The organism is Pseudomonas nitroreducens, assembly GCF_014204515.1.
Taxonomy (GTDB): domain Bacteria; phylum Pseudomonadota; class Gammaproteobacteria; order Pseudomonadales; family Pseudomonadaceae; genus Pseudomonas; species Pseudomonas nitritireducens_A.
On sequence record NZ_JACHLI010000003.1, the window covers coordinates 271,601 to 287,590 of the forward strand.

The 15,990-nt window shown below is 67.0% G+C and carries 12 protein-coding genes; 10 read left to right on the top strand and 2 right to left on the bottom strand.

Features of this window, described 5'->3' with window-relative positions:
* Positions 1-2 precede the first annotated feature (2 nt).
* A complete protein-coding gene (locus HNP46_RS06120; RefSeq protein WP_184586819.1) occupies positions 3-1,304 on the bottom strand; it encodes a sensor histidine kinase in 1,302 nt (433 codons plus the stop codon).
* 290 nt (positions 1,305-1,594) lie between these two features.
* Between HNP46_RS06120 and HNP46_RS06125 the strand changes: the two genes are divergently transcribed.
* Complete coding sequence (locus tag HNP46_RS06125; protein ID WP_184586821.1) at positions 1,595-1,765, top strand: DUF2897 family protein; 171 nt, start codon at positions 1,595-1,597, stop codon at positions 1,763-1,765.
* Positions 1,766-1,864: 99 nt separating this feature from the next.
* Positions 1,865-2,629 carry a CPBP family intramembrane glutamic endopeptidase gene (locus HNP46_RS06130; RefSeq protein WP_184586823.1) on the top strand — a complete coding sequence of 255 codons (765 nt, stop codon included), beginning with the start codon at positions 1,865-1,867 and terminating at the stop codon, positions 2,627-2,629.
* 108 nt (positions 2,630-2,737) lie between these two features.
* Here HNP46_RS06130 and HNP46_RS06135 read toward each other — a convergent pair whose 3' ends face one another.
* Positions 2,738-3,364 (bottom strand): TetR/AcrR family transcriptional regulator, encoded by a 627-nt coding sequence (locus HNP46_RS06135; RefSeq protein ID WP_184586825.1) that lies wholly within the window; start codon positions 3,362-3,364, stop codon positions 2,738-2,740.
* 213 nt (positions 3,365-3,577) lie between these two features.
* Here HNP46_RS06135 and HNP46_RS06140 point away from each other — a divergent pair, with 213 nt between their 5' ends.
* The 8 genes from HNP46_RS06140 (at position 3,578) to HNP46_RS06175 (ending at position 15,481) form a co-directional block, all read left to right on the top strand.
* A complete protein-coding gene (locus HNP46_RS06140) occupies positions 3,578-5,368 on the top strand; it encodes an acyclic terpene utilization AtuA family protein (RefSeq protein ID WP_184586827.1) in 1,791 nt (596 codons plus the stop codon).
* Positions 5,369-5,553: 185 nt separating this feature from the next.
* Positions 5,554-6,429: an SDR family oxidoreductase gene (locus HNP46_RS06145; RefSeq protein ID WP_184586829.1), complete on the top strand. Its 876-nt coding sequence runs from the start codon at positions 5,554-5,556 to the stop codon at positions 6,427-6,429.
* A 3-nt stretch (positions 6,430-6,432) separates the two neighbouring features.
* Positions 6,433-8,049 (top strand): geranyl-CoA carboxylase subunit beta, encoded by a 1,617-nt coding sequence (gene atuC / locus HNP46_RS06150; protein WP_184586831.1) that lies wholly within the window; start codon positions 6,433-6,435, stop codon positions 8,047-8,049.
* Positions 8,050-8,153: 104 nt separating this feature from the next.
* On the top strand, positions 8,154-9,314 hold the full coding sequence (atuD, locus tag HNP46_RS06155) for a citronellyl-CoA dehydrogenase (protein WP_184586833.1): 1,161 nt from the start codon (positions 8,154-8,156) through the stop codon (positions 9,312-9,314).
* 99 nt (positions 9,315-9,413) lie between these two features.
* Positions 9,414-10,211 carry an isohexenylglutaconyl-CoA hydratase gene (gene atuE, locus HNP46_RS06160; protein WP_184586834.1) on the top strand — a complete coding sequence of 266 codons (798 nt, stop codon included), beginning with the start codon at positions 9,414-9,416 and terminating at the stop codon, positions 10,209-10,211.
* 68 nt (positions 10,212-10,279) lie between these two features.
* Positions 10,280-12,271, top strand: coding sequence for a geranyl-CoA carboxylase subunit apha (gene atuF / locus HNP46_RS06165; protein ID WP_184586836.1), 1,992 nt, complete (start codon positions 10,280-10,282; stop codon positions 12,269-12,271).
* Between the two features lie 225 nt (positions 12,272-12,496).
* Positions 12,497-13,318, top strand: a complete 822-nt coding sequence (locus HNP46_RS06170; RefSeq protein ID WP_184586838.1) for an SDR family oxidoreductase — start codon at positions 12,497-12,499, stop codon at positions 13,316-13,318.
* Positions 13,319-13,663: 345 nt separating this feature from the next.
* Positions 13,664-15,481 (top strand): long-chain-acyl-CoA synthetase, encoded by a 1,818-nt coding sequence (locus HNP46_RS06175; RefSeq protein ID WP_184586840.1) that lies wholly within the window; start codon positions 13,664-13,666, stop codon positions 15,479-15,481.
* Positions 15,482-15,990 lie beyond the last annotated feature (509 nt).

Here is a 15,990-nt window from a genome sequence, read left to right on the forward strand (position 1 = left end):
GTTCAGGCGCTCCGTTTCAGTTCGCTGGCCTGCGCGAGCGGCAGGCTGATGAGGAATCGTGTGCCGCGTCCGGGCTCCGAGGCCACGCGGATGCGGCCGCCGTGGTCCTGGACGATCTTGTAGCTGATCGACAGGCCCAGGCCCGTGCCCTGCCCCACCGGCTTGGTGGTGAAGAAGGGGTCGAAGATGCGCGCGCGCACCTCCTCGGTCATGCCCTTGCCGTTGTCCTGCACCGAGAGGTGCACGTGGCTTTCGTCGGCCCAGGATTTCACCTGGATCAGGCCGAACCGCTCCATCGCCTGGGCGGCGTTGGTCAGCAGGTTGAGCAGCACCTGGTTGATCTGGCTGGCGGCACAGGCGACCTTGGGCAGCGCGCCCAGCTGGGTGGCCACCTCGGCCTTTTCCTTGATGCTGTTGCGAGCGATCAGCAGGGCGCTACGAACGCAGTCGTTGAGGTCGACCTCCTCGCTGCGGGCGCGGTCCAGGCGGGCGAAGTCCTTCAGACCACCGACCAGTTCGCCGATCTGCGCGAGGCCGAAATCGGTGTCGCCAAACAGCTGGTCAAGGTCACCCACCAGCTGTTCCAGCGCGGCGTCATCGCGGGCCTGCTCGAAGGCGGCGCGGGCACGGGCCAGGTGTTCGGGGTCGCAAGCCGCATCGTCCAGGCACTCGGTGAGCAGCGCCTGCGCTTCGGTCAGGGCGAGCAGCGGCACCAGCAGTTCGCGCAGCAGCGCGACGTTGTTCTTCACGTAGCCCAGCGGGGTGTTCAGCTCGTGGGCGACGCCGGCGACCATCTGGCCCAGCGAGGCCATCTTCTCCGACTGCACCAGCTGCGCCTGGGATTCACGCAGGTCCTGCAGGGTCTGGTTGAGCACGCGGTTGCGCTGGGCGACCCGCTGTTCCATGGCCTTGAGCAGGTCGAGCACGGTGCCCAGGCCGAGGTAGCAGCCCTGCTCATCCACCAGCACGAAGTCTTCGGTGATCGGGTAGCTGAGTTGCGCAGTGACCTGCTGCGAGGCTTCCTCCAGGCTGAGGTCGACGCGCACCTTCAGCGGCTGCGCGTTCATCACGTCGCTGGCCGGGCGGCGGCCCCAGAGGTCGCGGCCGAAACGCTGCATGAAGATGTCCTGCAGGCCGTTGCGGCTGACCAGCCCCAGGGGCATGCCAGCGCTATCCACCACCGGCAGCGAGAGAAAGGAACGGTGCTCGGCGTCGAGGAAGCGTTCAGCCACATCGCTGATGCTCAATGCCGGGGCCAAGGGCGCTACCTGGCGCAACAGCTCGTGCAGGGCGCGGGTGGTCATGGCGAATCTCCGGTCGCTGGGATGGGCGCCAGTAGAGCAGCGGCAGATTGCCATCCTGTGACAGCCGTCGCGCCGCCGGGAAGCTTCACGGCGCGGTCATCGGCCTGCAACATCTGCCAGGCCGGCCACCGGCACGCGCCTCCCGTGCAGGCCTGGGCCGCGTCTGCAACGGGGCGATCCAGCGGCAGTGCGGAAAAACAGTCGGTAATCCAAGCGAACCGCAACGTGCCTGACAAGGTCCCAATCACAGCGTATCGTGATATTCAACTGCCACTGTCGGAGACGGGACCATGCCCTGGTATGCCTGGTTGATCATTGCCCTTGCCCTGGGCTCCATCGTCGGCGCGCTGATGATGCTGCGCGACACCGCGAAGAAGCTCCCGCTCACCGAGGAACAGCTCAAGCGCATCCACGAGCGCAATGCCGAAATGGATGCCAAGGAAGCCGAAGAAAAACGCTGAGTGGGTCTAACTGACTGACTCTTCAGTTAAAAACTGGCCGCAGCGATGGCCAGCGGCAGGCCAAATTGCCTAGACTGCGCCTCCTTGTCGGAGGAAAGAATGTTCAGGAAACTCCTGCCGCTGCTGCCAATCGTGCTGCTGCTCTGCGGATTCGCGCTGGGTTTCGTCCAGCCGGTGGGCTTGCTGATCGGCGCGATCTACGTCGCCTGGACCCTCTTCGGCGAGCATCGCCTGCCACGCCTGCTCTGGTGGCTGGTGTGCCTGGTGCTCAGCATCGCCCTGGCCGCGCACCTGCTGCCGGGCACCACCTCGTGGACGCTCTGGCCGGTACGCCAGCTCAGCCCCGACGCCCCGGTCTATGCCCTGCACCTGTCCTGGGACAAGGCCCTGGTCGGCGCCACCCTGCTCGCCTGGTGGCTGCGCCGCAAGCCGGTACCGGAAGAAAAGCGCTCGCCGGATTTCGCCGCCATCGTCATCGTCACCACCCTCTTCGCCGTGCCGCTGGTGGCCGTGGCCGGCGGCCTGGTGGTGTGGAACCCGAAATGGCCGCCCGGCTTCTGGCTGTGGATGCTGGTCAACGTCTGCGTGATTTCGCTGACCGAAGAAGCCTTCTTCCGCGGCCTGCTGCAGAGCGAACTGGTGCGACGCCTCGGCGCCATCGCCGGGGTGACGGCCGCCAGCCTGCTGTTCGGCCTGGTGCACTGGCCGATCAACCCGCTGTTCGCCGTGGTCGCCGGCATCGCCGGCCTGGGCTACGGCCTGGCCTTTCACTTCAGCGGGCGGCTGTCGGTGGCGGTGCTGCTGCATGCGGCGGTGAATTGCCTGCATCTGCTGCTGTTCAGCTATCCGTTGCGGATTATCTGAGAAGAGCAGCTGCAAGCTGCAAGCTGCAAGCTGCAAGCTGCAAGCTGCAAGCTGCAAGCGAACAGGATGTGTCGATATCGCTCTTACTTGTAACTTGAGGCTTGCCGCTTATCGCTGCTCTCGAATCACCAGCAACAACGCCTGCTCCGCCAGCTCGTCCAGCGTCAGGCTGCCCTCGGGGCGGAACCAGGTGATGGACCAGGACAGCGCCCCGGTGAGGAAACGCCGCAGGATGAACGGGTCGCCCTGGCTGAAGCCGGCCACGCGGGCTTCTTCGAGCACCTCCAGCCACATCTGCTCGTAGATGTCGCGCAGGCTGAGGATATAGGCCTGGCCTTCCTCCGATAGCGAGCGCCACTCATAGACCAGCACCGCCATCGCCTCGCCGGTGCCGCCGGTGATCGACTGCAGCTCACAGCGAATCAGCGCCAGCAGGCGTTCGCGCAGGGTCGTCGCATCGGCCAGGGCGGCGCGCATCAGGGCGGTGTTGTAGAGGATGGTTTCCTCCATCACCGAGCGGAGGATTTCATCCTTGCTCTTGAAGTGATGGAAGATGCTGCCGGACTGGATCCCCACCGCGCCGGCCAGGTCGCGCACCGTGGTGCGTTCGTAGCCCTTGGCGCGGAACAGGTGCGCAGCCGTGTGCAGCAACTTGCCGCGAGCGCTCTCCGGGTCGGTGATCTGCCCGGTCCCGACCAGCTCCAGCATTACTTCGCGGGCTTTGCGGTCATCCACGCTGTTCTCTCCCCATCATCGGCCGATCTGCTCAGGGCGATTCATCGAAACGCCCCGCAAGTGCTTGTGTTGTCTGACGAAATGTAAGCCCGCGAAGGCCAACCAAGCAAGCGCTTGGCCATCCAATGGTTGGGGTTGTCGCTCTTTCGGGGCTTTTCAACCAAGCGCTTGCTTGGTAATGTCGATCCATCACTCAGCGTCACGGGCAGAACAATGACTAGAACCGTACGTATCGGCTGCGCCTCCGCCTTCTGGGGCGACACCTCCACCGCCGCCGCGCAACTGGTGCGCGGCGCGGAAATGGATTACCTGGTGTTCGACTACCTGGCCGAGATCACCATGTCGATCATGGCCGGCGCGCGGCTGAAGAATCCCGAGGCAGGCTACGCCACCGATTTCGTCGAGGTGATGACACCGCTGCTGGGCGACATCGCCGCCAAAGAAGTGCGCGTGATCAGCAACGCCGGCGGGGTGAATCCCACGGGCTGCGCCAACGCCCTGGCCGCCGCCTGCGAGAAGGCCGGCGTGGCGCTGAAGATCGCCGTGGTGCACGGCGACAACCTGCAGCCGCGCCTGGGCGAACTGGCCAAGGCCGGTATCCGTGAGATGTTCAGCGAAGCGCCGCTGCCGCCGATGTGCGTCTCGGTCAACGCCTACCTCGGCGCTCCCGGAATAGTCGAAGCGCTGCAGGCCGGCGCCGATATCGTCATCACCGGTCGCGTGGTGGACAGCGCGGTGGTCAGCGCCGCCCTGGTGCATGAATTCGGCTGGGCCTGGAACGACTACGACAAGCTGGCCCAGGCCGCCCTGGCCGGGCACATCATCGAATGCGGCGCACAGTGCACCGGCGGCAACTTCACCGACTGGGAAAGCGTGCCGGACTACGAGCACATCGGTTTCCCCATCGTCGAAGTGCAGTCTGACGGCGCCTTCGTGGTGACCAAGCCGCAAGGCACCGGCGGGCTGGTTTCGCCGCTGTCGGTGGGCGAACAGATGCTCTACGAGATCGGCGACCCGCGCGCCTACCTGCTGCCCGATGTGGTCTGCGACTTCACCCAGGTCAAGCTCGCCCAGGTCGGCGACAACCGCGTGGCCGTCAGCGGCGCGCGAGGCCTGCCGCCGACCGGGCAATACAAGGTCAGCGCCACCTACCCGGACGGTTTCCGCTGCACCGCCAGTTGCCTGATCGCCGGCATCGATGCGGTGAAGAAGGCCGAGCGGGTCAGCCAGGCGATCATCGCCAAGACCGAGGAAATCCTCATGGAACGCGGCTGGGGCCCGTACCGTGAGGTGAGCGTCGAACTGCTCGGCAGCGAGGCCACCTACGGCCCGCACGGCCGCCGCGGCGACAACCGCGAGATCGTGGTGAAACTTGCCGTGCGCCACAGCCGCAAGGAGGCCCTGGTGCTGTTCTCCCGCGAGATCGCCCAGGCCGCCACCGGCATGGCGCCAGGCCTGACCGGCATCGTCGGCGGCCGTCCCACCGTGTACCCGGTGATCCGCCTGTTCTCCTTCCTGATCGACAAGGACGCCTGCGAGCTGGCCGTGGAAATCGACGGTGAGCGCCACAGCGCCACTCTGCCCGTCCTCGACGCCTTCGACCCCGCCGCACTGGCCGACGACATCCCGGTGCCGGCCGCCAGCGGCCCGGCCCAGGCCAGCGTGCCGCTGGTGAAACTGGCCGTGGCGCGCTCCGGCGACAAGGGCAACCACAGCAATATCGGCGTCATGGCACGCAAGCCGGAATACCTGCCGTGGATCGCCGAGGCGCTGAGCGAAGGCGCAGTCGCCGAGTGGATGCAGCACGTGCTCGACCCGCAGTTGGGCCGCGTCAGCCGCTGGCACCTGCCGGGCAGCCACAGTTTGAACTTCCTGCTGGAAAACGCCCTGGGCGGCGGCGGCGTCGCCAGCCTGCGCATCGACCCGCAGGGCAAGGCCTTCGCCCAGCAATTGCTGGAATTCCCGGTGGCGGTGCCGCAGCACATCGCCGATGAAGTGATGTAAGAGCAACCCCTCACCCTAACCCTTTCCCAAAGGGAGAGGGGACTGTCCGGTGCAGGATGACGCCGTGTCATCAGCCGGCACAATCGGCTCCCTCTCCCTCCGGGAGAGGGCTGGGGTGAGGGCAAACACGGGCGCAGGACTTCCAAGAAACGCACGACGAACGATTGAGCAGGACGACAACAACAATGAGCTACGACTCGATCTTCAAACCCGGCCTGTTCAACGGCCAGACCATCCTCGTCACTGGCGGCGGCAGCGGTATCGGCCGTTGCACCGCCCACGAACTGACAGCCCTCGGCGCCCACGTGGTGCTGGTCGGGCGCAAGGCCGAGAAGCTGGAGAAGACCGCCGGCGAAATCATCGAGGACGGCGGCAGCGCCAGCTGGCACAGCTGCGACATCCGTGACGAGGAAGCGGTGAAGGCGCTGGTGGCGCAGGTCATCGCCGAGCGCGGGCCGATCCATCACCTGGTCAACAACGCCGGCGGCCAGTACCCCGCGCCGCTGGCCTCGATCAACCTGAAGGGCTTCGAGGCCGTTGTGCGCACCAACCTGGTCGGCGGCTTCCTGATGGCCCGCGAAGTGTTCAACCAGAGCCTCAACAAGACCGGCGGCAGCATCGTCAACATGCTTGCCGACATGTGGGGCGGCATGCCCGGCATGGGCCACTCCGGCGCCGCCCGCGCCGGCATGGAGAACTTCACCAAGACCGCCGCCATCGAGTGGGGCCACGCCGGGGTGCGGGTCAACGCCGTGGCGCCGGGCTGGGTCGCCTCCAGCGGCATGGACACCTACGAAGGCGCGTTCAAGGCAGTGATCCCGACCCTGCGCGAGCACGTGCCGCTCAAGCGCATCGGCACCGAGTCGGAAGTCGCCGCCGCCATCGTCTTCCTGCTCTCCCCCGGCGCGGCCTTCATCAGCGGCAACACCATCCGCATCGACGGCGCCGCCAGCCAGGGCAGCCGCGCCTTCCCGCTGTCCAAGGTGAAGCCGGGGCAAAGCCGTTCCTATAACGGCTTCCACCGCGCCTACCTGCCCGATGTACTGAAGGATCAGGAGTAAGCGATGCCCGTCATCCCATCCGAACTCGATCCCCAGGGCGAAGACTTCGCCCGCAACCGCGAGGCCATGCTGGCTGCCGTGGCGAGCTTCCGCGAGGTCGAACAGAAGGTGCTCGACAAGGCCGCCGAGGCCAAGCCGAAGTTCGACAAGCGCGGCCAGTTGCTGCCGCGTGAACGCCTGAACCTGCTGCTGGACCCCGGCGCGCCGTTCCTCGAAATATCCTCGCTGGCCGGCTACAAGCTGCATGACGACAAGGACGGCACCCAGGCCGGCGGCGGCATCATTTCCGGCATCGGCTACATCGCCGGGGTGCGCTGCCTGGTGAGCGCCAGCAACAGCGCGATCAAGGGCGGCACCATCTCCCCCACCGGGCTGAAGAAGACCCTGCGCCTGCAGCAGATCGCCTTCGAGAACAAGCTGCCGGTGGTGGCGCTGACCGAGAGCGGCGGCGCCAACCTGAACTACGCCGCGGACATCTTCGTCGAGGGTGCGCGCGGCTTCGCCAACCAGGCGCGCATGTCGGCGGCGGGCATTCCGCAGGTCACCGTGGTGCATGGCTCGTCCACTGCCGGCGGCGCCTACCAGCCGGGGCTGTCGGACTACGTGGTGGTGGTGCGCGGCAAGGCCAAGATGTTCCTCGCCGGCCCGCCGCTGCTCAAGGCCGCCACCGGCGAGATCGCCACCGATGAGGAGCTGGGCGGCGCCGAGCTGCACGCCCAGGTTGCCGGCACCGCCGAGTACCTGGCGGAGAACGACGCCGACGGCGTGCGCCTGGCTCGCGAAATCCTCGCCGCGCTGCCGTGGAATGCGCAGCTGCCGGCACGCCCGAAGCAGACGTGGGACGCCCCGCTGTACCCGGCCGAGGAGCTGCTCGGCGTGGTTCCGGCGGACGCCAAGAAACCCTATGACGTGCGCGAGATCGTCGCGCGCATCGCCGACGGCTCGCGCTTCCTCGACTTCAAGAACGAGTTCGACAGCCAGACCGTCTGCGGCCACCTGCACATCGAGGGCCACGCCTGCGGCCTGATCGGCAACAACGGCCCGATCACCCCGCAGGGCGCGGCCAAGGCGGCGCAGTTCATCCAGCTGTGCGAGCAGAGCAACACGCCGATCCTGTTCCTGCACAACACCACCGGCTTCATGGTCGGCACCGAGTCCGAGCGCCTGGGCGTGATCAAGCACGGCTCGAAGATGATCCAGGCGGTGGCCAATGCCACGGTGCCCAAGCTGACTCTCGTCGTGGGTGGCTCATATGGTGCCGGCAACTACGCCATGTGCGGCCGCGGACTGGACCCGCGCTTCATCTTCGCCTGGCCCAACAGCCGCACCGCGGTGATGGGCGGCGCCCAGGCCGGCAAGGTGCTGCGCATCGTCACCGAGGAGAAGCACGCCAAGGAGGGCAAGGAGCCCGACCCGAAGATGCTCGACATGCTCGAACAGATGACCGCGCAGAAGCTCGACGCCCAGTCCACCGCGCTCTACGGCACGGCGAGCCTGTGGGACGACGGGCTGATCGACCCGCGCGACACCCGTCAGCTGCTCGGCTACCTGCTGGACATCTGTGCGGAGGCGGCCGTGCGGCCGCTGAAGAACAACCGTTTCGGCGTTGCACGATTTTGACCGTAGGGCGCATGACGCCTCAGGCGTCATCCGCCAGATCGGCGGATAAAGCGTTCCGCTTTATTCGCCCTACCTGAATTGAAAGATCCCACGGAGAACAAGAAATGATCTTCACCCAGGAACACGAAGAACTCCGCCGCACCGTGCGCAACTTCGTCGAGCGCGAGATCAATCCCCACGTCGACGAGTGGGAAAAGGCCGGGCGCTTCCCGATCCATGAAGTCTTCAAGAAGGCCGGCGACCTCGGCCTGCTGGGCATCTCCAAGCCGGAGAAGTTCGGCGGCATGGGCCTGGACTACAGCTACTCGGTGGTGGCTGCCGAGGAGTTCGGCACCATCCTTTGCGGCGGCGTGCCGATGTCCCTGGGCGTGCAGACCGACATGTGCACCCCGGCCCTGGCGCGCTTCGGCTCCGATGAGCTGCGCGAGGAGTTCCTGCGCCCGGCGATCGCCGGCGAGATGGTCGGCTGCATCGGCGTCTCCGAAGTCGGCGCCGGTTCCGACGTGGCAGGCCTGAAGACCACCGCGCGCAAGGATGGCGACGACTACGTCATCAACGGCAGCAAGATGTGGATCACCAACTCGCCATCCGCCGACTTCATCTGCCTGCTGGCCAACACCTCCGACGACAAGCCCCACGTCAACAAGTCGCTGATCATGGTGCCGATGAAGACCAAGGGCATCAGCGTCAGCCCGCACCTGGACAAGCTCGGCATGCGCAGTTCGGAGACCGCCCAGGTGTTCTTCGACGACGTGCGCGTGCCGCAGCGCAACCGCATCGGCGCCGAGGGCGCGGGCTTCATGATGCAGATGCTGCAGTTCCAGGAAGAGCGCCTGTTCGGCGCCGCCAGCGGGATCAAGGGCCTGGAGTACTGCGTCAACGCCACCATCGACTACTGCAAGGAGCGCAAGACCTTCGGCCAGGCGCTGATCGACAACCAGGTCATCCACTTCCGCATGGCCGAGCTGATGACCGAGATCGAGTGCCTGCGCGCCCTCACCTACCAGGCCACCGAGCAGTACATCCGCGGCAAGGACGTCACCCGCCTGGCGTCCATGGCCAAGCTCAAGGTCGGCCGCCTGGCACGCGAGGTCACCGACGCCTGCCTGCAGTACTGGGGCGGCCAGGGCTTCATGTGGGAAAACCCGATCTCCCGCGCCTACCGCGACACCCGCCTGGTCTCCATCGGCGGCGGCGCGGACGAAATCATGCTGGGCATCATCTGCAAACTGATGGGCACCCTGCCGGGCAAGAAGAAGGGGTGAAGCGGCTGCAGGCGACAGGCTTCAGGCGGCAGGAAGAGTGCCGCTTTTGCCTGCCGCCTGAAGCCTGCCGCCTGAAGCATCTTTTATGAGGACCCCGGCATGAGCGAACTGCCGAACTGCGAAACCCTGCTGCTGGAGCGTGACGGCGGCGTGCTGCACGTCACCCTCAACCGCCCGGACAGCCGCAACGCCATGAGCCTGGCGATGGTCGGCGAACTGCGCGCGATGCTTGCCGCCGTGCGCGACGACCGCGCCGTGCGCGCCATCGTCCTGCGTGGCGCCGGCGGGCACTTCTGTGCCGGCGGCGATATCAAGGACATGGCCGGCGCCCGCGCCGCCGGGCCCGATGCCTATGCCGCACTGAACCGCGCCTTCGGTGGCCTGCTGGAGGAAGCCCAGGCGCAGCCGCAGGTGCTGGTCGCCGTGCTGGAAGGCGCGGTGCTCGGCGGCGGCTTCGGCCTTGCCTGCGTCTCGGACATTGCCCTGGCGGCGGCGGACGCACAGTTCGGCCTGCCGGAAACCAGCCTCGGCATCCTGCCGGCGCAGATCGCGCCCTTTGTGGTCAAGCGCATCGGCCTGACCCAGGCGCGCCGGCTGGCCCTCACCGCCGCCCGTTTCGATGGCCGCGAGGCACTGCGCCTGGGCCTGGTGCACGCCTGCGCGGACAACGCTGAATACCTCGGCGCGCAACTGGCCGAGAGCCTCGACCAAGTCCGCCGCTGCGCCCCCGGCGCCAACGCCGCCACCAAGGCACTGCTGCTGGCCAACGAGACCGAGTCCCTCGGCTCGCTGCTGGACGCCGCCGCGCGCCAGTTCGCCGAAGCGGTGACCGGCGCGGAAGGCGCCGAAGGCACCATGGCCTTCGTGCAGAAACGCAAACCGAACTGGGCGCAGTGACCCAACGCGCGCACCGAACAATCCCCTCTCCCTTCAGGGAGAGGTCTGGGGAGAGGGAAACAGCCACCATGCCCAGTTTCGACAAGATCCTGATTGCCAACCGTGGCGAGATCGCCTGCCGGGTGATCCGCACCGCCCACGACCTGGGCTACCGCACCGTGGCCGTGTACAGCGAGGCCGACGCCAACGCCCGCCATGTGCAGCTGGCCGACGAAGCCGTGTGCATAGGCCCGGCGCCCGTGGGCCAGTCCTACCTGAAACCCGAAGCCATCCTGGACGCCGCCAGGCGCACCGGCGCCGGCGCGGTCCACCCCGGCTACGGCTTCCTCTCGGAGAATGCCGACTTCGCCCGCGCCTGCGAGGCCGCCGGCATCGTCTTCATCGGCCCCGGCGTGGAAGCCATCCACCTGATGGGCAGCAAGCGCCTGTCGAAGATCGCCATGCTCGAAGCTGGTGTGCCCTGCATTCCCGGCTACGAAGGCGCGGAGCAGGACGACGCCACGCTGACCCGCGAAGCCCAGCGCATCGGCTACCCGCTGATGATCAAGGCCAGCGCCGGTGGCGGCGGGCGCGGCATGCGCCTGGTGACCCGCAGCGAAGACCTCGCCGAACAGCTGCGCACCGCCCGCTCGGAGGCACAGAACGCCTTCGGCAGCGGCGAGCTGATCCTGGAGAAAGCCGTGGTGCAGCCGCGCCATGTGGAAATCCAGGTGTTCGGCGACAGCCATGGCCAGATCGTCTACCTCGGCGAGCGCGACTGCTCGGTACAGCGCCGCCACCAGAAGGTCATCGAGGAAGCGCCCTGCCCGGTGCTGACCGAGGAACTGCGCGCCGCCATGGGCAGCGCCGCGGTGAAGGCCGCCGCCTCGGTGAACTACCTGGGCGCGGGCACCGTGGAGTTCCTGCTGGACGCCAGCGGCGCCTTCTACTTCCTGGAAATGAACACCCGCCTGCAGGTGGAGCACCCGGTCACCGAACTGGTCACCGGCCAGGACCTGGTGGCCTGGCAGATCCGCGTTGCCGAAGGCCATCCGCTACCGCTGACCCAGGAGCAGATCCAGCTCAAGGGCCACGCCATCGAAGTGCGCCTGTACGCCGAGGATGCCGGCCACGGCTTCCTCCCGCAGACCGGGCAAGTGCTGCGCTGGACGCCGCCGCAGCTGGACGGCATCCGCATCGACCACGGCCTGCGCGAAGGCCAGCCGGTGACGCCGTTCTACGACCCGATGCTGGCCAAGGTCATCGCCTACGGCGCCACCCGCGACGAGGCCCGGCGCAAGCTGGTGCGCGCCGTGGAGGGCTGCGTGCTGCTGGGCGTGACCGGCAACCAGCGCTTCCTCGCCAACCTGCTCAAACACCCGGAATTCGCCGCCGGCAAGGCCACCACCGCGTTCATCGGCGAGCAGTTCGCCGCTGACCCGAGCCTGGCCCCGCGCCAGCCGCAGCCGCTGGAACTGGCCTGCGCCGCCGCCCTGCTCTACCAGGCCTCGGCCAGCGACCGCGCACACCAGCCCGGCCTGTCCGGCTGGCGCAGTGCCGGCAGCGCGCCTTGGCGATTCGCGCTCAAGCATGGCGAGGAGAAATTCGTCATCGAACTGCAGGTGCGCGAGCACGGCACCCAGCCGTCGCTGCTGGCGCGCATCGGTGACGCGCAGATCGAACTGCGCCTGCTCGGTGAAGAGAACGGCGAGGCCATCCTCGAAGCCGACGGCATCCGCCGCCGCCTGCCGTTCCATCGCGATGGCGCGCGCCTCTGGCTGTATGGCGCCGACGGCAACCTGGAGCTGCAGGACGTCACTCACGAACCGGCTGGCGCCGCCGCTGGCGCAGGCTCCGGCACGGTGAAGGCGCCGATGGATGGCGCCATCGTCGACGTGCTGGTGGCCGAGGGCACGCGGGTCAGCAAGGGTCAACTGCTGCTGGTGCTGGAAGCGATGAAGATGGAACACCCGCTCAAGGCCGGCGTCGACGGCATCATCCGCCGTGTGCAGGTGAGCAAGGGTGAGCAGGTGAAATCCCGGCAGTTGCTGGTGGAGGTCGAGGCGCTGGAGACCGCCTGAACCTCTCATCCCCTCACCCCAGCCCTCTCCCCCAGGAGAGGGGGCCGTTCGGCGTTGACGGGTAGCACGGCATTCATCCTTGCCGCAGACAGTCCCCTCTCCCCCTGGGAGAGGGTTAGGGTGAGGGCAGATCCGAGCCAAGAAGACATCAGGAAGCACATATCGTAGGAGCGGATTCATCCGCGATGCCATCCGCCAAAGACAACAAGAACACGGAGCCCAAGCATGTCCCTCAACGGCAAAACCCTCTTCATCACCGGCGCCAGCCGTGGCATCGGCCGCGAGATCGCCCTGCGCGCCGCGCGCGATGGCGCCAACATCGTCATCGCCGCCAAGAGCGCCGAACCCCATCCGAAACTCGAAGGCACCATCTTCAGCGTCGCCGCGGAAGTCGAGACCGCCGGCGGCAAGGCGCTGGCCCTGCAGCTGGACGTGCGCGACGAGAACGCCGTGCGCGAGGCCATGGCCAAGGCTGCCGAGCACTTCGGCGGCATCGACGCGGTGGTGAACAACGCCGGCGCCATCAAGCTGGTCGGTGTGGAGCGCCTGGAGCCCAAGCGCTTCGACCTGATGTACCAGATCAACACCCGCGCCGTGATGGTCTGCAGCCAGGCCGCGCTGCCCTACCTCAAGGAAAGCAAAGGCCACATCCTCAGCCTGTCGCCACCGATCAACCTGGCCGGCAAATGGTTCGCCCAGCACGGCCCCTACACCGTCACCAAGTACGGCATGAGCATGCTCACCCTGGGGATGCACGAGGAGTTCAAGAAGTACGGCATCAGCGTCAACGCCCTCTGGCCGAAGACCATGATCGCCACCGCCGCCATCGAGTTCGAGCTGGGCAGCCGCGATGCCTTCAAGCGTGCGCGTACTCCGGCGATCATGGCCGACGCCGCCTACGCGATCCTCTCCAGCAGCGAGCGCGCCATCAGCGGGCGCCTGCTGATCGACGAGGACATCCTCCGCGAGCAGGGAGAATCCGACTTCGAGCAGTACCGCTTCGATCCCAACGGCGGCAGCCTGGTGCCCGACCTGTTCCTCGATTGAATCCAGAGTCGATTCATCCGTAGGGCGCATAACGCGGCACGCGTTATCCGCCGGCCCCACCACCCGAGGCCAACGGCGGATAACCGCAAGCGGTTATTCGCCCTACGCCCTGACCGCTGGGCCCCTCACGGCCCCCACCCTCGGGAGTCCGTTTACCATTCGACACAATCCCCTTCTGGCCGCCCGGCCATCCGCCCCTAGACTGCGATGAGCGCTCCGCCGGCCGGTTTGCCGATCTGCCCGGCCGCACGCGCGCCTGGGCCATAGCCTCCCGCCAGGGGGCCACCTAGAGTCGCGCTTGAGCGTCTGCACGCCAGACAACAATGACAATAAGGGCACGCGTCAATGAGCCACGCCGATATCATCACCCCGACCCGCTTCCTCGCCCACCTGCCGGCCACCCTCGGCCGCGTGCCGCGCATGCTGCGCGGGCTGTACTATACCGGCATCCGCAACCGCGAGAAGAACCTCTCCCTGGGCTGGGCGCTCGAGCGCGCCGCGCGCTTGTACCCGGACAGCCCGGCGCTGATCGATGAACGCCGGCGCCTGTCCTACGCCCTCTTCAACGGCTGGGCCAACCGCCTGGCGCGGGCCTTCCAGGCCGAGGGCGTGGGCCACGCCAGCGTGGTCGCGGTGATGCTGGAGAACCGCGCCGAACTAATGGTGGTGCTCGCCGCCCTGGCCAAGCTCGGCGCCATCGGCGCGCTGGTCAACACCACCCAGCGCGGCCAGGTGCTCAGCCACAGCCTGAACCTGGTCAAGCCCAGCCACTTCGTGGTCGGCGAGGAACTGCGCGAGGCCTTCGAGGACGTCCGCCCGGCCCTGGAGAACAGCGGCGGGCGTTGCTACTGGATTGCCGACGGCGAAGAGTCGGCACAGGCTCCCGCCGGCTGGCACAGCCTGATGCGCCTGGCCCAGGAACAGGATTCCAACAACCTCGCCGAAACCGCGCAGGTGCGCCTGAAGGACGCCTGCTTCTACATCTACACCTCCGGCACCACCGGCCTGCCCAAGGCTTCGATCATGAGCCACGGCAAGTGGATCAAGGCCTACGGCGGCTTTGGCCACTCCGGCCTCGGGCTGACCACCAGCGACGTGCTCTACCTGACCCTGCCCTGCTACCACAACAACGCCGTGACCGTGTGCTGGAGCGCCGTGCTGGCCGGTGGCGCGGCCATCGCCCTGCGCCGCCGGTTCTCCGCCAGCGCCTTCTGGAAGGACGTGCAGACCTACCAGGCGACCTGCTTCGGCTACATCGGCGAACTCTGCCGCTACCTGCTCAACCAGCCCGAGTGCGCCGAGGAGCGCGGCAACACGCTGACCTGCATGATCGGCAACGGTCTGCGTCCGTCGATCTGGAACAAGTTCAAGGAGCGCTTCGGCATCGAGCGCATCACCGAGTTCTACGCCTCCAGCGAGGGCAACATCGGCTTCACCAACGTGTTCAACTTCGACAATACCGTGGGCTTCTCGCCGGCAACCTACGCGATCGTCCGTTACGACCTGGAAAACGACCAGCCGGTGCGCGGTGCCAAGGGCTTCATGGAAAAGGTCGACAAGGGCGAAGCCGGCCTGTTGATCAGCGAGATCAGCGCCAAGTGGCCGTTCGACGGCTACACCGACCCAGCCAAGAGCGAGGCAGTGATCTACCGCAACGTGTTCAAGGAAGGCGATACCTGGTTCAACACCGGCGACCTGATGCGCGACATCGGCTTCAAGCACACCCAGTTCGTCGACCGCCTGGGCGACACCTTCCGCTGGAAGGGCGAGAACGTCTCCACCACCGAGGTGGAAAACGCCCTGGGCGCCTTCCCCGGCGTGGAGGATGCGGTGGTCTACGGCGTGGAGATTCCCGGCACCAACGGCCGCTGCGGCATGGCCGCGCTACGCCTGGCCGACGGCGCCAGCCTCGACGCCGCACTGCTGGCAGCGCACCTGGACCGCGAGCTGCCGGCCTACGCCGTGCCGCTGTTCCTGCGCCTGCTGGCCCAGGTGGAGACCACCGGGACCTTCAAGTACAAGAAGACCGACCTCAAGCGCAACGCCTACGACCCGTCGGCGGTGACCGAAGCGCTGTATGTGCGCCTGCCCGGCGAAGCGGCTTACCGGGCGCTGGATGGCGCACTGTTCGAAGCGATTCGCGGCGGCACCCATCGTTTCTAGGGTCGACAGACTGTAGGAGCGAGCTTGCTCGCGAACCGCACCCTGCCGACATTCAGCCCGGATCTGAGAAGGTTCGTAGGGCGCATAACGCGCCAGCGTTATCCGCCGTCGCGGCATCGGCGGATAACCCGTCCCTGGTTATTCGCCCTACGCAACTGTAAGAGCGAGCTTGCTCGCGAACCGTACCCTGCCGACATTCAGCCCGGATCGGAGAAGGTTCGTAGGGCGCACAACGCGCCAGCGTTATCCGCCGTCGTGGCATCGGCGGATAACCCGTCCCGGGTTATTCGCCCTACGCAACTGTAGGAGCGAGCTTGCTCGCGAACCGCACTCTGCCGACATTCAGCCCGGATCGGAGAAGGTTCGTAGGGCGCATAACGCGCCAGCGTTATCCGCTGTCGCGGCATCGGCGGGTAACCCGTCCCGGGTTATTCGCCCTACGCAACTGTAGGAGCGAGCTTGCTCGCGAACCGCACTCTGCCGACATTCAGCCCGGATCGGAGAAGGTT

What these genes read in the sequence shown, in the direction of transcription:
- atuE (WP_184586834.1), top strand. Translation starts at nt 9,414, where the DNA reads ATGAGCGAACTGCCGAACTGCGAAACCCTGCTGCTGGAGCGTGACGGC.
- atuD (WP_184586833.1), top strand. Translation starts at nt 8,154, where the DNA reads ATGATCTTCACCCAGGAACACGAAGAACTCCGCCGCACCGTGCGCAAC.
- HNP46_RS06120 (WP_184586819.1), bottom strand. Translation starts at nt 1,304, where the DNA reads ATGACCACCCGCGCCCTGCACGAGCTGTTGCGCCAGGTAGCGCCCTTG.
- HNP46_RS06145 (WP_184586829.1), top strand. Translation starts at nt 5,554, where the DNA reads ATGAGCTACGACTCGATCTTCAAACCCGGCCTGTTCAACGGCCAGACC.
- HNP46_RS06130 (WP_184586823.1), top strand. Translation starts at nt 1,865, where the DNA reads ATGTTCAGGAAACTCCTGCCGCTGCTGCCAATCGTGCTGCTGCTCTGC.
- HNP46_RS06140 (WP_184586827.1), top strand. Translation starts at nt 3,578, where the DNA reads ATGACTAGAACCGTACGTATCGGCTGCGCCTCCGCCTTCTGGGGCGAC.
- HNP46_RS06170 (WP_184586838.1), top strand. Translation starts at nt 12,497, where the DNA reads ATGTCCCTCAACGGCAAAACCCTCTTCATCACCGGCGCCAGCCGTGGC.
- atuC (WP_184586831.1), top strand. Translation starts at nt 6,433, where the DNA reads ATGCCCGTCATCCCATCCGAACTCGATCCCCAGGGCGAAGACTTCGCC.
- HNP46_RS06125 (WP_184586821.1), top strand. Translation starts at nt 1,595, where the DNA reads ATGCCCTGGTATGCCTGGTTGATCATTGCCCTTGCCCTGGGCTCCATC.
- atuF (WP_184586836.1), top strand. Translation starts at nt 10,280, where the DNA reads ATGCCCAGTTTCGACAAGATCCTGATTGCCAACCGTGGCGAGATCGCC.
- HNP46_RS06175 (WP_184586840.1), top strand. Translation starts at nt 13,664, where the DNA reads ATGAGCCACGCCGATATCATCACCCCGACCCGCTTCCTCGCCCACCTG.